The sequence below is a fragment of the Agromyces sp. H17E-10 genome, assembly GCF_022919715.1.
GTDB lineage: Bacteria > Actinomycetota > Actinomycetes > Actinomycetales > Microbacteriaceae > Agromyces.
Genome location: NZ_CP095042.1, coordinates 87,661 through 104,489 on the forward strand (window position 1 = coordinate 87,661; position 16,829 = coordinate 104,489).

At 70.6% G+C, this 16,829-nt stretch carries 13 protein-coding genes; 4 read left to right on the forward strand and 9 right to left on the reverse strand.

Annotated elements, in window-relative coordinates; all coding sequences use genetic code 11:
• Positions 1-30: 30 nt before the first annotated feature.
• Positions 31-462, reverse strand: coding sequence for a division/cell wall cluster transcriptional repressor MraZ (mraZ, locus tag MUN74_RS00405; RefSeq protein WP_244854360.1), 432 nt, complete (start codon positions 460-462; stop codon positions 31-33).
• A gap of 299 nt (positions 463-761) precedes the next feature.
• Positions 762-1,145, reverse strand: coding sequence for a DUF3040 domain-containing protein (locus MUN74_RS00410; RefSeq protein WP_244854362.1), 384 nt, complete (start codon positions 1,143-1,145; stop codon positions 762-764).
• 74 nt (positions 1,146-1,219) lie between these two features.
• On the opposite strand from MUN74_RS00410, the gene MUN74_RS00415 reads away from it, so the two are divergent.
• Positions 1,220-2,332, forward strand: a complete 1,113-nt coding sequence (locus MUN74_RS00415; protein ID WP_244854364.1) for a polyprenyl synthetase family protein — start codon at positions 1,220-1,222, stop codon at positions 2,330-2,332.
• Between the two features lie 6 nt (positions 2,333-2,338).
• Here the strand turns inward: MUN74_RS00415 and MUN74_RS00420 are convergent, their stop codons facing one another.
• Positions 2,339-2,677: an Rv2175c family DNA-binding protein gene (locus MUN74_RS00420; protein WP_244854366.1), complete on the reverse strand. Its 339-nt coding sequence runs from the start codon at positions 2,675-2,677 to the stop codon at positions 2,339-2,341.
• A 144-nt stretch (positions 2,678-2,821) separates the two neighbouring features.
• On the opposite strand from MUN74_RS00420, the gene MUN74_RS00425 reads away from it, so the two are divergent.
• Positions 2,822-4,057, forward strand: coding sequence for a muramidase family protein (locus MUN74_RS00425; RefSeq protein ID WP_244854368.1), 1,236 nt, complete (start codon positions 2,822-2,824; stop codon positions 4,055-4,057).
• 106 nt (positions 4,058-4,163) lie between these two features.
• Positions 4,164-6,092, forward strand: a complete 1,929-nt coding sequence (pknB, locus tag MUN74_RS00430) for a Stk1 family PASTA domain-containing Ser/Thr kinase (protein WP_244854370.1) — start codon at positions 4,164-4,166, stop codon at positions 6,090-6,092.
• Positions 6,093-6,203: 111 nt separating this feature from the next.
• Here pknB and MUN74_RS00435 read toward each other — a convergent pair whose 3' ends face one another.
• From MUN74_RS00435 to MUN74_RS00445, 3 genes are all read right to left on the reverse strand, one after another.
• The gene (locus MUN74_RS00435) at positions 6,204-7,574 is read right to left on the reverse strand and encodes a class II 3-deoxy-7-phosphoheptulonate synthase (RefSeq protein ID WP_370647319.1); all 1,371 of its coding nucleotides are present in this window, start codon (positions 7,572-7,574) and stop codon (positions 6,204-6,206) included.
• Positions 7,575-7,654: 80 nt separating this feature from the next.
• On the reverse strand, positions 7,655-8,344 hold the full coding sequence (locus tag MUN74_RS00440) for a lysophospholipid acyltransferase family protein (RefSeq protein WP_244854372.1): 690 nt from the start codon (positions 8,342-8,344) through the stop codon (positions 7,655-7,657).
• Positions 8,345-8,394: 50 nt separating this feature from the next.
• The gene (locus MUN74_RS00445) at positions 8,395-9,345 is read right to left on the reverse strand and encodes an ROK family glucokinase (protein ID WP_244854374.1); all 951 of its coding nucleotides are present in this window, start codon (positions 9,343-9,345) and stop codon (positions 8,395-8,397) included.
• A 148-nt stretch (positions 9,346-9,493) separates the two neighbouring features.
• On the opposite strand from MUN74_RS00445, the gene MUN74_RS00450 reads away from it, so the two are divergent.
• Positions 9,494-11,326: an AMP-dependent synthetase/ligase gene (locus tag MUN74_RS00450; protein ID WP_244854376.1), complete on the forward strand. Its 1,833-nt coding sequence runs from the start codon at positions 9,494-9,496 to the stop codon at positions 11,324-11,326.
• A 138-nt stretch (positions 11,327-11,464) separates the two neighbouring features.
• Here the strand turns inward: MUN74_RS00450 and def are convergent, their stop codons facing one another.
• From def to MUN74_RS00465, 3 genes are read right to left on the reverse strand one after another with little or no spacing between them, the layout of a single operon-like run.
• A complete protein-coding gene (gene def, locus MUN74_RS00455; protein WP_244854378.1) occupies positions 11,465-11,956 on the reverse strand; it encodes a peptide deformylase in 492 nt (163 codons plus the stop codon).
• A 10-nt stretch (positions 11,957-11,966) separates the two neighbouring features.
• Complete coding sequence (locus tag MUN74_RS00460) at positions 11,967-13,349, reverse strand: MinD/ParA family ATP-binding protein (protein ID WP_370647320.1); 1,383 nt, start codon at positions 13,347-13,349, stop codon at positions 11,967-11,969.
• A 37-nt stretch (positions 13,350-13,386) separates the two neighbouring features.
• The gene (locus MUN74_RS00465; protein ID WP_244854380.1) at positions 13,387-16,791 is read right to left on the reverse strand and encodes a pyruvate carboxylase; all 3,405 of its coding nucleotides are present in this window, start codon (positions 16,789-16,791) and stop codon (positions 13,387-13,389) included.
• Positions 16,792-16,829 lie beyond the last annotated feature (38 nt).

Here is a 16,829-nt window from a genome sequence, read left to right on the forward strand (position 1 = left end):
CCGGCCGGCTGGGAGTCGGGACCCGGGGATTCAGAAGAGTCCGGGGATCACCTCCTCCGCCGTCTCCGCGAAGGCCGCCTCCTGCTCGGCGAGGTAGCTCTGCCACGCCGCCTGGTCCCAGATCTCCACCCTGCTGCCGGCGCCGATGACCGTGAGGTCGCGGTCGAGCCCCGCGTAGCCGCGGAGGTTGGCAGGGATGGTGACCCGGTTCTGCTTGTCGGGGGTCTCCGCGGAGGCTCCCGAGAGGAAGACGCGCATGTAGTCGCGTGCCTGCTTGCTCGTCACGGGGGCTTGGCGGATCTTGTCGCTCATGTTCTCGAACTCGCGAGCGCTGAACACGTAGATGCAGCGCTCCTGCCCGCGCGTGAGCACGAGCCCGTTCGACAACTCCTCCCGGAACTTCGCCGGAAGAATGACGCGCCCCTTCTCATCGAGTTTCGGCTCGTACGTACCGAGGAACACTGCGCCACCCCCTTCCTCCGGCCAGGATCCAGGTAACCCCACTTTACTCCACCTTCATCCACTGATCAACGAAGTTCGCTCGAATTTCGTGCACATGAAGTGGGAGATCCCAGTGATTGCAAGGAAAACAGTGGGTGGAGCGGAGTGGAGGAAATGCACGCATCCAGGTGCAAGATGGGCGCGTCGCGGCCGGGATGCCACGGCCGACTCCCCGCTCGGAAGGCGATGGCGGGTTCGCGCGCACGAAAAAACGGGCCGATCAGACGATCGGCCCGTTCAGGTGGTCGGAAGTGGAGGGACTAGTCGCGGCCCTCCTGGCGGCGGTCCCAGCGGTCGTTCATGCGGTCCATGAACCCGGCGCCCGAGCGCGGCTTCGAACTGCTCGAGGGCGACTCGCTCGGCGCCGGCGCCGCGGCGCCCCGCTTGCCGGGCGTGAACGCCACCAGCACGCCGGCGAACATGAGCACGAACCCGAGGATCCCGATGATCAGGATCTGGGATGCGACACCGCCGATGAGCGCCCCCACGCCGGCGACGGCGAGGAGGACGCCGAGCACGATCGCCCGGTAGTTCGGCCGTCGGCCTCGTACCCCGCCGACCGCTTGCACGAAGTCGGCATCGTTGCGGTAGAGGTTCCGCTCCATCTCCTCGAGAAGACGTTGCTCCTGCTCTGAAAGCGGCATCTCTTTCCCCTCAGGCTCGGGATCGACGCATCCGAGTCCATTCTAGCCCCGCCTCGCCTCGGTAGGCTAGGCGGGTGGCTCACAGTTCCCGACTGGTCGATCTTGTTCACGAACGCATCGAGGACTTCCTCGCCGAACGTACCTCAATTCTCCGTTCGATCAGTCCCGACCTCGACCCGCTCGACGGCTTCTCACGGCGCTTTCTCAGCGGTGGCAAGCGCTTCCGGGCACTCTTCTGCTACTGGGGCTGGGAGGCGGTGCACGGGCGAGGGTTCGACCCCATCGACGCCGGCGACGACGTCGACCTGGACCCGGTCGTGTCGGCGGCGGCCGCGCTCGAGCTGTTCCACGCCGCCGCCCTCGTGCACGACGACATCATCGACAAGTCCGACACGCGCCGCGGTGCGCCGTCGGCGCATCGCCTGTTCGAGGCGCTGCACGCGGAGTCCGGCTGGGCCGGCGACGCCGCCGACTTCGGGGTCGACGCCGCAGTCCTGCTCGGCGACCTGCTCCTCGGCTGGAGCGACGAACTCCTCGACGAGGGGCTCGACCTCCTCGTCGACCGCAGCGCGGCGCGCGCGGCGCGCGTCGAGTTCATGCGCATGCGCACCGAGGTGACCGCGGGCCAGTACCTCGACATCCTCGAAGAGCGGGCGTGGGTCGTGCAGCCCGACGACGAGCAGCGGCTCCGCGCCGAACGCGTCATCGTCTTCAAGTCGGCGAAGTACAGCATCGAGGCCCCGCTCGTCATCGGCGGCGCCATCGCCGGTGCCGACGAGGCGCAGCTCGCGGCGCTGCGCGAGTTCGGCCTTCCGCTCGGCATCGCCTATCAGCTGCGCGACGACCTGCTGGGCGTCTACGGCGACCCCGAGGTCACCGGCAAGCCGAGCGGCGACGACCTTCGCGAGGGCAAGCGCACGATGCTCATCGCGATCGCACGCGAGCGACTCGCGGCCGGGCAGCGGCGCCTCCTCGACGAGCTCCTCGGCGACCCCGACCTCTCGGCCGACCAGATCCGGATGCTGCAGCGGACGATCGCCGAATGCGGCGCCGTCGACGAGATCGAGTCCATGATCGCGGCGCGCGCGGCGCGCGCTCTCGAGGTGCTCGAGGCCGCGCCGCTCAGCACCGCGGCGCGAACCGAGCTCGGCGCGCTCGTGCGCACCGTCACCCGTCGAACGAGCTGATCCGCCTCAGAGCAGCGCCTGGGCGACCCGGCGCACCTCGGCCTTCCGACCCGCGCGCAGCGCGTCGATCGGCGTCGTGCCGAGGCTGTCCTCCTCGGCGAGCAACCAGTCGAGCGCCTCGGCGTCGCTGAACCCGACGTCGGAGAGCAGCACCGCGGTGCCGTGGATCTCGGGCAGCGGGGCGTCGTCGCGCAGGAACACCGACGGCACCTTCAGCACCCCGTCGCGACGGGCGGCGAGCAGATGACGGTCGTCGATGAGGCGTCGGATCCGCGACGGGCTCTGCCCGAGGAGGTCGACGAGTTCGGGAACGGTCAGCCAGGTGGTGTCGGCGGCATCGGTCACGACTCAAGACTGCCACGACCGGCGGCGAACGCGGAAGCCGCCGCCCGACCGACTCGCCGGACGCGCGGTGGCGGTCGTTGACTCGCACCTGACGCTGTGCGACCGTGACGGGAGCCGGTGCACCATGCCGGCGAAGGGGGAACCATGGCGTACGACGTCGACGACGCCGGCGGGCGCGACGGCCGATCGGTCGACCGAGGTCGGCCCCGTGGCATCCGCGGGCTGCTCGCCCTGCCCCTCGCCGTGGCCAGCACGGTGGCGGTGACGCTCGGCATCGTCCAGCCCGCCGAAGCCGCCCCGCAGCCCGTCAAGCGATCGCCGAAGACGAAGGCGCCCGCATCCGGCGCCGCGCGCGCGGCGTCGGTCGCCGCGACCGACGTGCCGCGCGAGATCGTGGTCGCCGCGGGCGACACGGTCAGCGGCATCGCCGAACGCTACGGTCTCTCGACGGCCGAGGTGCTCGCGAGCAACGGTCTCGGCTGGTCGAGCCTCATCTTCCCCGGCCAGCGGCTCGCACTGCCCGGCGGGCGGGCACCCGCGACGACCGCGCCGGCGCCTCGCGATGCGATCGCGAAGCACACCGTCGTCGCCGGCGACACCATGAGCGGGATCGCAGCGCACTACGGGGTCGGCCTCGACGAGCTGCTGCGGGTGAACGGGCTCGGCCGGCAGTCGCTCATCTTCCCCGGCGAGCAGATCGTCCTGCCGCCCGGGGCCGCAGCCCCCGCACCGGCGCCCGCACCCCGAACGCCGGCCGAACCCGCGCCCGATCCGTCCGGCACTGCGCAGGGCGGCGACGTCCACATCGTCGTCGCGGGCGACACGGCGTGGGACATCGCCGCGCGCGCGAAGGTCGACCTCGACGCGCTCGTCGCGGCGAACCGGCTCGACGACCGCGCGACCATCCGCGTCGGGCAGCGGCTCGTGATCCCACGAGCCGTCGCGGCCGTCCCGGTCGCCTCGGTGAGCGTCGTGCTCACCGACGAGATGCGCGCGAACGCGCAGCTCATCGTCGACATCGGCCGCGAGCTCGGCGTGCCCGACCGGGCGATCGTCTTCGCCCTCGCCACCGCCGCGCAGGAGTCCGGCCTGAGGAACGTCCGGCACGGCGACCGCGACTCCCAGGGCCTGTTCCAGCAACGGCCGAGCCAGGGCTGGGGCACGTCGGAGCAGGTGCTCGACGCCCGCCGTGCTGCCACGGCGTTCTACGGCGGACCCGACGGACCGAACGTCGGACGGGCCCCCGGTCTCCTCGACATTCCCGGATGGGAATCGATGCCGCTCGCGAAGGCGGCGCAGGCCGTGCAGCACAGCGCCCACCCCGACCACTACGCCAAATGGGAGGCGCAGGCGCGCACGTGGCTCGACGAGCTCGGCTGAGCCGCCGCATCGCCGTCCCCGCCTCGAGGGTCACGATGGCATTGCGATCGGCGCGTCGGCGGCGTTTGTTCGAGTCATGGCATATGCCCTTTCGTAGACTCGAACGGTGAGCACAGCGCCCGCGGACCCGATGATCGACCGTCTCATCGACGGCCGGTACCAGGTGCGCTCGCGGATCGCCCGCGGCGGCATGGCCACCGTGTACCTCGCGACCGACCTGCGTCTCGAACGCCGCGTCGCGATCAAGATCATGCACGGCCACCTCGCCGACGACAACACCTTCAAGACGCGGTTCGTGCAAGAGGCGCGGTCGGCCGCCCGGCTCGCCCACCCGAACGTGGTCAACGTGTTCGACCAGGGGCAGGACGCCGACATGGCGTACCTCGTCATGGAGTACCTGCCGGGCATCACCCTGCGCGAACTGCTGAAGGACTACAAGAAGCTCACCCCCGAGCAGACCGTCGACATCATGGACGCTGTGCTCTCGGGCCTCGCGGCCGCCCACAAGGCCGGCATCGTGCACCGCGACCTCAAGCCCGAGAACGTGCTGCTCGCCGACGACGGCCGCATCAAGCTCGGCGACTTCGGGCTCGCACGCGCGGCCAGTGCGAACACCGCGACGGGGCAGGCACTGCTCGGCACGATCGCCTACCTCTCCCCCGAACTCGTCACGCGAGGCGTGGCCGACGCCCGCAGCGACATCTACGCGGTCGGCATCATGATGTACGAGATGCTCACGGGCGAGCAGCCGTACGTCGGCGAGGCCCCGATGCAGATCGCCTACCAGCACGCGAACGACGAGGTGCCCGCACCGAGCCTGCGCAACCCCGCCGTGCCGGCCTCGCTCGACGAGCTCGTGCTCTGGGCCACCCGACGCGACCCCGAGGAACGCCCGCGCGACGCTCGCGAACTGCTCGACCGCCTTCGCGCTGCCGAGCCCGAGCTGCGCGCCTCGCACCTGCCGATCACGACGCAGGCGACGATGGTCCTGCCGGCGGGCATGGGCGCGGCGGGCGTCGCCACCGCCGAGACGAGCGTGCTCGGCGGTACGCCGGTCGCGACCGTTGCGCCGCAGAGTCCCTCCGCCGAGGCACTCGACGACGACGACACCGCAGCGCTCACCGCCGCCGCCTCCCGCCGCAAGCGCCGCGGCTACTGGATCCTCGCGCTCGTGCTCGTGCTCGCGGGCCTCGCCGGCGGCACCGGCTGGTACTTCGGCGCCGGCCCCGGTGCATACGCAGAGGTGCCTCCCGTCTCGGCGAGCATGTCGCCCGACGAGGCCGCCACCGTGCTCGAGGAGGCGGGATTCGTCGTCGACCCGGCGACGCGTACCGATCCCGAGATCCCGAAGGGCCAGGTCGCGGGCACCGATCCGGCCGGCGGCCAGAGCGCCCGGCGCGGATCGACGGTCACGCTCTACGTGTCCGAGGGCCCGCAGATGCTGGACGTTCCCGAGGTCGTCGGCAAGCCCGAGGCCGAGGCGAACGACCTGCTCGCCGCGTTCACCGTCGGCGACCCCGTGCAGCAGTTCTCGGCCGATGTCGACTCGGGCTCGGTCATCGCCGCGCTCGACGGCGAGGGACGACCGCTCTCCTCGCCCTACCCCGAGCGCGGCACGGTCACCCTCGTCGTGTCGGTCGGCCCTGTGCCGCCCGTCGAGGGCACGCCGGCCGACGAGGCCCAGGCGAAGCTCGAAGCCGCGCATCTCGAGGTGAAGGTCAAGGATCCGGTGTTCTCCGACACCGTGCCGAAGGGCATCGTGATCACCGCCGACTGGATGGACGACCCCATGCGACCGGGCTCGGTCGTCGAGCTCACCGTCTCGAAGGGCCAGGACCTCGTCGCGGTTCCCGACGTCGTCGGCAAGAACTGGACCGAGGCGAAGCAGCTCCTCACCGACGCCGGATTCGCGCTCGACTACAACCTGTTCGTCGACATCGCGCCCGACACGTTCGTCGTCTCGAAGGTGACGCCCGAGGCGGGCCAGACCGCTAAGCGCGGCTCGACCGTCACGGTCAACTTCCAGGGCTTCTGAGGTCCGCACCCGCGCCCGGGGCGTGCGTGCGCGGCAGCATCCGATCGCCCGTCTCGAACATGCGGACGGCGCACGCCCCTCGGGGACGTGCGCCGTTCGGCTGTGGGCTGCTCAGCGCGCCGCGAGCTCCTCGGCCACGAGGAAGGCGAGCTCGAGCGACTGCATGTGATTGAGGCGCGGGTCGCACAGCGACTCGTAGCGCGTCGCGAGGGTCGCCTCGTCGATCTGCTCGGAGCCGCCGAGGCACTCGGTGACGTCGTCGCCCGTGAGCTCGACGTGGATGCCACCCGGGTGGGTGCCCACTGCACGGTGCGCCTCGAAGAACCCCTTCACCTCGTCGACGACGTCGTCGAAGCGACGGGTCTTGTAGCCGGTCGGCGTCGTGATGCCGTTGCCGTGCATCGGGTCGGTGACCCACAGCGGGTTCGCGTCACTCGCCTTGATGGCCTCGAGCAGCGGCGGCAGCGCGTCGCGGATCTTGCCGGCACCCATGCGCGTGATGAACGTGAGCCTGCCGGGCTCCCGGTTCGGGTCGAGCTTCTCGACGAGCTCGAGCATCGTCTCGGGCGTCGTCGTCGGGCCGAGCTTCACACCGATCGGGTTGCGTACGCGCGAGAGGAAGTCGACGTGGGCGCCGTCGAGGTCGCGGGTGCGCTCACCGATCCAGATGAAGTGGCCGCTCGTCACGTAGGGCGTGCCCGTTCGCGAGTCGATGCGGGTCATGGGGCGCTCGTAGTCCATGAGCAGGCCCTCGTGGCCCGTGTAGAACTCGGTGTGCTTGAGCGCCTCGAAGTCGGCGCCGCAGGCGTCCATGAACTTGACCGCGCGGTCGATCTCGCGCGCCATCTGCTCGTAGCGCGAGTTCGCGGGGTTCTTCGCGAAGCCCTGGTTCCACGAGTGCACCTGTCGCAGGTCGGCGAACCCTCCCTGCGTGAACGCGCGGATCAGGTTCAGCGTCGACGCGGCCGTGTGGTAGCCGCGGATCAGGCGGTTGGGGTCGGCCTCGCGCGACGCCGGCGTGAAGTCGTAGCCGTTCACGATGTCGCCGCGGTAGGCCGGAAGGGTGACGTCGCCCCGGGTCTCGGTGTCGCTCGACCGGGGCTTCGCGAACTGACCCGCCATGCGGCCCATCTTCACGACCGGCATCGACGCGCCGTACGTGAGCACGACGGCCATCTGCAGAACGGTCTTGACGCGGTTGCGGATCTGATCGGCGGTGGCACCGGCGAAGGTCTCGGCGCAGTCGCCGCCCTGCAGCAGGAACGCCTCGCCGCGCGACGCGGCCGCGAGGCGGTCGCGCATGGTGTCGACCTCGCCGGCGAAGACGAGCGGCGGCAGGGTCGCGAGCTCCGCCGACGCAACGCGGGCCGCGTCGGGGTCGGGCCAGGTGGGCTGCTGCTTGATCGGCAGGTCGCGCCAATAGTCGAGGCCCGCGATCACGGAGGGATCTGCGTTGACGATGGGCTCGACGAGCTGTACCACTGGACTGTCCTGGAGGGGTGCGGGCGCCTCGGCGCCGGGAAACGGAACGGCGACGCAGTTGCGCCGCCGCAGTCCCGAGCCTACCGCGATTGCGAGGCCCGTTGCTCCTTCACGCTCGACGCGTAGACGTCGACGTACTCCTGCCCGCTGAGGCCGCGCAACGCGTAGACGAGCTCGTCCGTCACACTCCGCAACACGAACCGGTCGCCCTCGAGACCCTCGAATCGCGAGAAGTCGATCGGCTCGCCCACGATGATGCCGATGCGGCGCACGCGCGGCAGCCTCGTGCCGATCGGCATGACGTGCTCGGTGCCGATCATCGCGACCGGGATGACGGGGACGCCGGACTCGAGCACCATCCGCGCGACGCCCGTGCGGCCGCGATAGAGCTTGCCGTCGGGGCTGCGCGTGCCCTCGGGGTAGATGCCGAGGATGCTGCCGTCGGCCAGTACGCGGAGCCCGGTGTTGAGGGATGCCTCGGACGCCTTGCCGCCCGACCGGTCGATCGGCAACTGCCCGGCGGCCTGGAAGAACACCCGCGTCGCCCAGCCCTTGAGCCCCCTGCCCGTGAAGTACTCGCTCTTGGCGAGGAACACGACGGGACGGTCGACGACGAGCGGCAGGAAGATCGAGTCGATGAACGAGAGGTGGTTCGAGGCGAGCACGACGGCACCCTCTTTGGGCACGTTCTCGAGCCCGACGACCCACGGCCGGAAGATCGAGAGCAGGATCGGCCCGATCACGAGGTTCTTCATGATCCAGTAGAACACCGTGCGGCTCCCTTCCCGGTGAACATCGACTCAGCTTAACGCCGGGTGACTCAGGAGTGTTCTGCGACCCACACGCGGGCGAGGTCGGCGGCGCCGACGACGCCGGCGTCGTTGACGAGCTCGGCGATCACGAAGTCGGGCTCGGGGTGGTAGCCGCGCGCCGGCAGGTACTCGAGATAGGACTCGCGGATCGGCTCGAGCAGGAGCTCGCCGGCGACGGCGACGCCGCCGCCGAAGACGAAGCGCTGCGGGTCGAGCACCGCCGACAGGCTCGCCGCCGCCGCGCCCAGCCAGTGGCCGAGCTGGCGGAGCGCCGCGACCGCGCCCGGGTCGCCCTGCTCGATGAGTCCGCCCACGATGCCGCCGTCGAGCGCACCGTGCTCGCCGCGCGCGCGGGCGAGGGCCTGGCCGATGCCGCCGGCGTCGGCGATCTCCCCCGCCATCCGCAGCAGGGCTCTGCCCGAGCCGTACTGCTCGATGCAACCGCGCTGTCCGCAACCGCACGCGAGGCCGTCGGGCACGACGCGGAGGTGACCGAGCTCGGCACCCGCGCCGAAACCGCCGCGGAAGAGCCGGTCGTTCGCGACGATGGCGCCGCCGACGCCGGTGCCGATCGTCAGCATGACCATGTCGCTCACGAGACGGCCCGCGCCGAAGCGGAACTCGGCCCAGCCGGCTGCGTTCGCGTCGTTGTCGATGACGACGGTGCCGCCGACCTGCGCCTCGAGCTTCTCGCGCAGGGGCTCGTTGCGCCAGTCGATGTTGGGTGCGTAGTACAGGGTCGACTGGGCGGCATCCACGAAGCCGGCAGCGGCGACGCCGACCGCCTCGATCTCGTCGGCTGCGCGGAGACCGGCGATCATGTCGACCACCGCGCGCTCGAGCGCCGCGGCGTCGCCGGCCGGCGTCGGCACGCGGTCGCTCCGCACGATCGCACCGAGTTCGTCGACGACTGCGCCGGCGATCTTCGTTCCGCCGATGTCGATTCCGATCGCGTGCACGCTGACGCCGCCTTTCAGAGGGGGACGGGGCTGAGTCGCGCCCGAACGGGGGCCGTGCGCGCAACGACTAGAGTGTAGTAGACCCCAAAGCCGAGGTCGCGCAGGTACCCGAGCCGGGCGCGATCCACTCGGTACCGAAGGAGCTACCGTGATCGAATTCTCCACGCCCGCCGTGGTCGCCCCGGACCCCACGGCGAACACCACCGACCTGCTCGTCGACCGCCTCGCGGCGACGCCCGATTCGGTGCTGTTCTCCCGGCCCACCGCCGACGGCGGCTGGAGCCCGGTGACGACGCGCGAGTTCTACGACCAGGTGATCGCCCTCGCCAAGGGCTTCGTCGCGGCGGGCATCGAGCCCGGCGACAAGATCGGCCTCATGTGCAAGACCCGCTACGAGTGGACGCTCATCGACTTCGCCGCGTGGTTCGCGGGCGCCGTGCTCGTTCCCGTGTACGAGACGAGCTCGCCCGCCCAGGTGCGGTGGAACCTCAGCGACTCGGGCGCCATCGCCGTCATCCTCGAGACGCCCGACCACTTCGCCCGATTCGACGAGGTGCACCCCGACCTGCCGCTCATCCGCAAGAGCTGGCAGATCGACCTCGGCGACCTCGACAAGATCGCCGCCGGCGGCACCGAAGTCCCCGACGACGAGATCGAGCGCCGCCGCAAGCTCGCGAACGGCGACGACATCGCGACGCTCATCTACACGTCGGGCTCGACCGGCAAGCCCAAGGGCTGCGTGCTCACCCACTCGAACTTCGTCGAGCTCTCGCGCAACGCCGCCGTGGCGCTCGACGAGGTCGTTCTCGACCCGAACGGCGCCTCGACGCTGCTCTTCATCACGCTCGCGCACGTGTTCGCCCGCTTCATCGCGGTGCTGTGCGTGCACGCCGGTGTCCGCGTCGGCCACCAGCCCGACACCCGCCAGCTGCTCCCCTCGCTCGGCAGCTTCAAGCCGACCTTCCTCCTCGCCGTGCCGCGCGTGTTCGAGAAGGTCTACAACGTCTCCGAGCAGAAGGCCGAAGCGGGCGGCAAGGGCAAGATCTTCCGCGCCGCCGCGGAGACGGCCGTGGCCTACTCGACGGCGAAGGAGCAGGGCTCGGTGCCGTTCGGCCTGAAGCTCAAGTTCAAGGTGTTCGACGCGCTCGTGTTCTCGAAGCTGCGCCAGGCGATGGGCGGCAACGTCAAGTACGCCGTCTCGGGCTCCGCGCCGCTCGGCCCGCGCCTCGGTCACTTCTACCACGCGCTCGGCATCGCGATCCTCGAGGGCTACGGCCTCACCGAGACCACCGCGCCGGCGACGGTCAACCTGCCCACGAAGTCGAAGATCGGTACCGTCGGCCCCGCGCTGCCGGGCGTCTCGGTGCGCCTCGCCGACGACGGGGAGATCCAGGTCAAGGGCGTCGACGTCTTCAAGGAGTACTGGAAGAACCCCGAGGCCACGGCCGAGGCCTTCGACGGCGACTGGTTCAAGACGGGCGACATCGGCGCGTTCGACAGCGACGGCTTCCTCACGATCACGGGGCGCAAGAAGGAGATCATCGTCACGGCCGGTGGCAAGAACGTCGCCCCCGCCGCGCTCGAGGACCCGATCCGCGCGAACCCGCTCGTCGGCCAGGTCGTCGTCGTCGGCGACAAGAAGCCCTTCATCGCGGCTCTCGTCACCCTCGACCCCGAGATGCTGCCGGTCTGGCTCAACAACAACGGCGAGGACGCGGGCATGTCGCTCGAGGAGGCTTCGACGAACCCGGCCGTGCTCGCCGAGGTGCAGCGCGCGATCGACGCCGCGAACGAGAACGTGTCCCGCGCCGAGTCGATCCGCAAGTTCACGATCCTCACGTCCGAGCTGACGGAGGAGAGCGGCCACCTCACGCCGAAGCTCAGCATCAAGCGCAACATCATCCTCGAGGACTTCTCGCCGCTCATCGAGTCGATGTACTCGGGCGCACCGGCGACGGAGGGCCACTCGATCGTCAGCTGACCGACATCGATCCACGACGAAGCGCCCCGCGGAGCATCCACGGGGCGCTTCGTCGTCCTCGGGCCGCACGTCTCCCGAGCGGCTCGCTCGGGCGGCGGCATCGGGATGCTGCGACCCGCCGCGCTCGAGACCGATGCGTCAGAACCAGTCGGACTCGCGGATCTCCTTCATCGCGGCCCGACGCTCGTCCTTCTCGAGACGGTCGAGATACAGCAGTCCGTCGAGGTGGTCGGTCTCGTGCTGCAGCGCCTGGGCCATGAGTCCCGTGCCCTCCAGCACGAGCTCGTTGCCGTCGAGGTCGATGCCGCGCACTTTCGCGTACGGATGGCGGGGCGTCTTGTGCCAGAGCCCGGGAACGGAGAGGCAGCCCTCGTCGACGAGCTCCTTCTCGCCAGAAACCTCGATGATCTCGGGGTTGATGACGTAGCCCACCTCGCCGTCGACGTTGTAGCTGAACGCGCGCAGGTTGACGCCGATCTGCGAGGCTGCGACGCCCGCGCGGCCGGGCAGCTTCACACTGTCGACGAGGTCGGCGACGAGCGCGCGCACACGCTCGTCGACCTGTTCGACGGGAGCTGAGACGGTCTTGAGGACGGGGTCGCCGAACAGGCGGATGGGACGCTCTGGCAATGTTCTCCGATCAGTGCCCGCGGTCGGCGGGCAGGCCTTCCACCACGAGGGCGGCGAGTTCGCGAGCCGCGTCGCGGGTGACGGGGCGCAGTTGGTGCCAGTTCACGACCGAGCCGGCCGCGAGCTGGGGGTCGTACGGGATGCGCACGATCTCACGCACGCGCGACTGGAAGTGGGCCTCGATCTCGTCGACCTTGACGAGGTGCGTGCCCTGGGTGGCGAGGTTGATCGCGACGATCGCATTGCGCACGAGCTCGCCGTAGCCGTTCGCCTCGAGCCACGTGAGCGTCTCGGAGGCGAGCCGCGCCTCGTCGACGCTGCCGCCCGAGACGATCACGATCGAGTCGGCCCGCTGAAGCGTCGCGCGCATCACCGAGTGCACGATGCCCGTGCCGCAGTCGGTGAGCACGATCGAGTAGTAGCGGGCCGCGAGCCCCGCCACCACGTTGTAGTCGTTGTCGTCGAACGCCTCGGACAGCGTGGGATCGGTGTCGGAGGCGAGGATGTCGAGCCGGGTCTCGTCGCGTGAGACGAAACGTGAGAAGTCGGTGTACCCGCCGATCGACGACGCCTTCGCGACGACGTCTCGCACCGTCTCGCGCGTCTGCCGGTCGACGCGTTCGGCGAGCGTGCCGCGGTCGGGGTTCGCGTCGATCGCGATGATGCGGTCGTCGCGCGCGTCGGCCAGCGCCATGCCGAGCAGCGCCGTGATCGTCGTCTTGCCGACGCCGCCCTTGCGGGTGAGCACGGGCACGAACCGGGCGCCGCCCTCGAAGCGCTTCTGGATGCGCTGGTTCATCGCCTTGTGCGCGCGCACCTTGGCCGAGTCGCCGAGGTTCACGAGATGCAGGGACGCCTCGTACAGGAAGCGGTTGAGGCCGCCCTCGGGCGCCGGACGGGTCGTGCGATTGACGTCGATCAGGCGGTCGGGCGTCAGCGAGTCGGGCGTCTCGGGCAGTTCGGCGGGCTCGGCCGGGTCATGACCCTCGCTCGGGGCGACGTCGGCGGCCGCGACCGGACGGTCGAGATCGACCTCGCGGGCGCGCTTCGTCGCATCGGCGGCGAGCAGGGCACTGTACGGCGACGCCTCACGGTGGACCGGCGGACGACTGCCCGAGGGCAACCCCGTCGCGAGGATCGGCACCGACCGCGTTCCGGTGTCGGTCGCCGCGAGCGATCCCGGGTTGACCGACACCTCGTCGATCGCCACCGCGACCTCGTCTTCGGGGACCTCGTGCACCGGTGCCGGCGGCAGGTCGACCCGCAGGTCGAGATCGGGGCGTGCGGCATGCGCGCCGGTCGTCCCGGTCACCGGGATGCGGTCGACCGGGCCGGTGCGAACACCGACGCCGCGCCGGCTCACCGGCCCCGTATCATGCGTCTCGTCAGCCACCGATACCCCTCCTCATCAGCGCCGTTCCACGCCAAGCCTAGCGTGCGCGCACGACGACGAGCAGATCACCGGCCTCCACCTGCTGGGTCTTGGGCACGGCGACGCGCTCGACGACGCCCGAGACGGGCGACGTGATGGCGGCCTCCATCTTCATGGCCTCGATCGATGCGACGCTCTGACCGGCCTCGATCTCGGTGCCGGCTTCGACCTGGAGCGTCACCACGCCCGAGAAGGGCGCCGCGATCTGACCCGGCTGCGAGGCATCCGCCTTCTCGGCCGTTCTCGTCTCGACCGTGATGCTGCGGTCACGCACGAACACCGGGCGAAGCTGCCCGTTGAGGATCGTCATGACCGTGCGCATGCCCTTGTCGTCGGCTTCGCCGATCGCCTCGAGCCCCGCGTAGAGCCGGACGCCCTTCGCGATCTCGACGACGTGTTCGGCGCCGGGGCGCAGGCCGTAGAGGTAGTCGACCGTGTCGACGACCGAGAGGTCGCCGAACAGCTCGCGGATCTGCTCGAACTGCCGGGTCGGCGCCGGGAACAGCAGCGCGTTGAGCGTCGAGCGTCGCGTCGCGCTGTCGGCCTCGAGCGCGGCGAGCTGGTCGGGCGTCAGCTCGGCGACACCCGTTCGTACGTCGCGGCCCGCGAGCACCTTCGTGCGGAACGGCTCGGGCCAGCCGCCCGGCAGGTCGCCGAGCTCGCCCGCCATGAAGCCGATGACGGAGTCGGGCACGTCGTACTTCTCGGGGTTCGCCGCGAAGTCGGCCGGGTCGGCCTTGACGGCCGCGAGGTGGAGCGCGAGGTCGCCGACGACCTTCGACGACGGGGTCACCTTCGGCACACGGCCGAGGATCTCGTCGGCCGCGGCGTACATGTCCTCGATGAGCTCGAAGTCGTCGGCGAGGCCGAGCGCGATCGCCTGCTGGCGCAGGTTCGACAGCTGCCCGCCCGGGATCTCGTGGTGGTACACGCGCCCGGTGGGGCCGGGCAGGCCCGACTCGAACGGGTGGTACAGGCGGCGCACCGCCTCCCAGTACGGCTCGAGGTCGCTGACGGCGTCGAGCGAGAGGCCGGTGTCGCGTTCGGTGTGGGCGAGCGCGGCGACGAGCGATGATGCCGACGGCTGGCTCGTGGTGCCCGCCATCGGCGCGCTCGCCACGTCGACGGCGTCGACCCCGGCCGCACTCGCGGCCATGAGCGTCGCGAGCTGGCCGCCCGCGGTGTCGTGCGTGTGCAGGTGCACCGGCACGTCGAACCGCTCTCGGAGCGCACCGACGAGCTTCGCGGCCGCCGCGGGCCGGAGCAGGCCCGCCATGTCCTTGATCGCGAGCACGTGCGCGCCCGCCCCGACGATCTCGTCGGCGAGACGCAGGTAGTAGTCGAGCGTGTACAGGTCTTCGGCCGGGTCGAGCAGGTCGCCCGTGTAGCAGAGCGCGACCTCGGCGACGCTGTGACCCGTCTCGAGGACCGCGTCGATCGCCGGCCGCATCTGCGAGACGTCGTTGAGCGCGTCGAAGATGCGGAAGATGTCGACGCCGGTGGCCGCGGCCTCGCGCACGAAGGCGTCGGTGACCTCGGTCGGGTACGGCGTGTAGCCGACCGTGTTGCGGCCGCGGAGGAGCATCTGGATGTTGATGTTCGGCAGCGCCTCGCGGAGGGCGGCGAGCCGGTCCCACGGGTCCTCGCCGAGGAAGCGGAGGGCGACGTCGTACGTCGCACCGCCCCATGCCTCGACCGAGAGGAGCTCGGGCGTCAGGCGCGCCACGTACGGTGCCACCGCGACCAGGTCCTTCGTGCGCACTCGGGTCGCGAGCAGCGACTGGTGGGCGTCACGGAAGGTCGTCTCGGTGACGGCGAGCGGCGTCTGGGCGCGCAGCGCCGCGGCGAAGCCGGTCGGGCCGAGCTCGAGCAGCCGCTGGCGCGAGCCGTCGGGCGCGGGCGCGGTCAGGTCGATGGTCGGCAGCTTCTCGACCGGGCTGATACCGATCGGCGCGGCGCCGTTCGGCTGGTTGACGGTCACGTCGGCGAGCCAGTTCAGGATCTTGGTGCCGCGGTCCTTCGAGACGCGGCCGCGCAGCAGCTGCGGGCGCTCGTCGATGAACGAGGTGCTGAGGTCGCCGGCCACGAACGCCGGGTCCTCGAGCACGGCCTGGAGGAAGGGGATGTTCGTGGAGACGCCGCGGATGCGGAACTCCGCGAGCGCCCGCTTCGCCCGGGCGACGGCGGCGGTGTAGTCGCGACCTCGGCAGGTGAGCTTCGCGAGCATCGAGTCGAAGTGCGGGCTGATCTGCGCGCCGGGGTTGATGGTGCCGCCGTCGAGACGGATGCCGGCGCCGCCCGGCGAGCGGTAGGTCGTGATCTTGCCGGTGTCGGGGCGGAAACCGGCCGTGGGGTCCTCGGTCGTGATGCGGCACTGCAGGGCGGCGCCGCGGAGGCGGATCGAGTCCTGCTCGAGCCCGAGCTCGGCGAGCGTCTCGCCGGCGGCGATGCGCATCTGGGAGACGACGAGGTCGACGTCGGTGACCTCCTCGGTCACGGTGTGCTCGACCTGGATGCGCGGGTTCATCTCGATGAAGACGTGCTCGCCGGCCCGCTCCCCCGCCGTGTCGAGCAGGAACTCGACGGTGCCGGCGTTCACGTAGCCGATCGATCGCGCGAACGCGATCGCGTCGCGATAGAGCGACCGACGGACGTCGTCCGAGAGGTTCGGGGCGGGCGCGATCTCGATGACCTTCTGGTGGCGCCGCTGCACCGAGCAGTCGCGCTCGAAGAGATGCACGGTCTCGCCGGTGGCGTCGGCCAGCACCTGCACCTCGATGTGCCGCGGCCGGAGCACCGCCTGCTCGAGGAACATCGTGGGGTCGCCGAACGCGCTGTCGGCCTCGCGCATCGCCTCTTCGAGGGCCGCGCGCAGGTCGTCCTTCGCGTCGACGCGGCGCATGCCGCGCCCGCCGCCGCCGGCGACGGCCTTGGCGAAGATGGGGAAACCGATCTCGTCGGCCTGCGCGACGAGCGCCTCGATGTCGCGCGAGGGCGGGGTCGACTTCAGCACGGGGACGCCCGCGGCGATCGCGTGCTCCTTCGCGGTGACCTTGTTGCCCGCCATCTCGAGCACGTGCTTCGGCGGGCCGATGAAGGCGATGCCCGCCTCGGCCGCGGCCTGCGCGAGTTCGGGGTTCTCGGAGAGGAAGCCGTAGCCCGGGTAGATCGCGTCGGCCCCCGACTCCTTGGCGACGCGGATGATCTCCGAGACGTCGAGGTAGGCGCGGACCGGATGACCCGGCTCGCCGATCTGGTACGCCTCGTCGGCCTTCAGCCGGTGCAGCGAGTTGCGGTCTTCGAACGGATACACCGCGACCGTCTTCGCACCGAGTTCGACGGCGGCACGGAACGCACGGATGGCGATCTCACCGCGATTGGCAACCAGGATCTTCGTGAACATGCAAGCCTTTCCGAACGGAATCCGCACAGCGAACGTTT

Bases quoted from the DNA above. Each gene is read 5' to 3' on its own strand.
- MUN74_RS00410 (WP_244854362.1), bottom strand. From the start codon at position 1,145: ATGCCGCTTTCAGAGCAGGAGCAACGTCTTCTCGAGGAGATGGAGCGG.
- MUN74_RS00425 (WP_244854368.1), top strand. From the start codon at position 2,822: ATGGCGTACGACGTCGACGACGCCGGCGGGCGCGACGGCCGATCGGTC.
- MUN74_RS00465 (WP_244854380.1), bottom strand. From the start codon at position 16,791: ATGTTCACGAAGATCCTGGTTGCCAATCGCGGTGAGATCGCCATCCGT.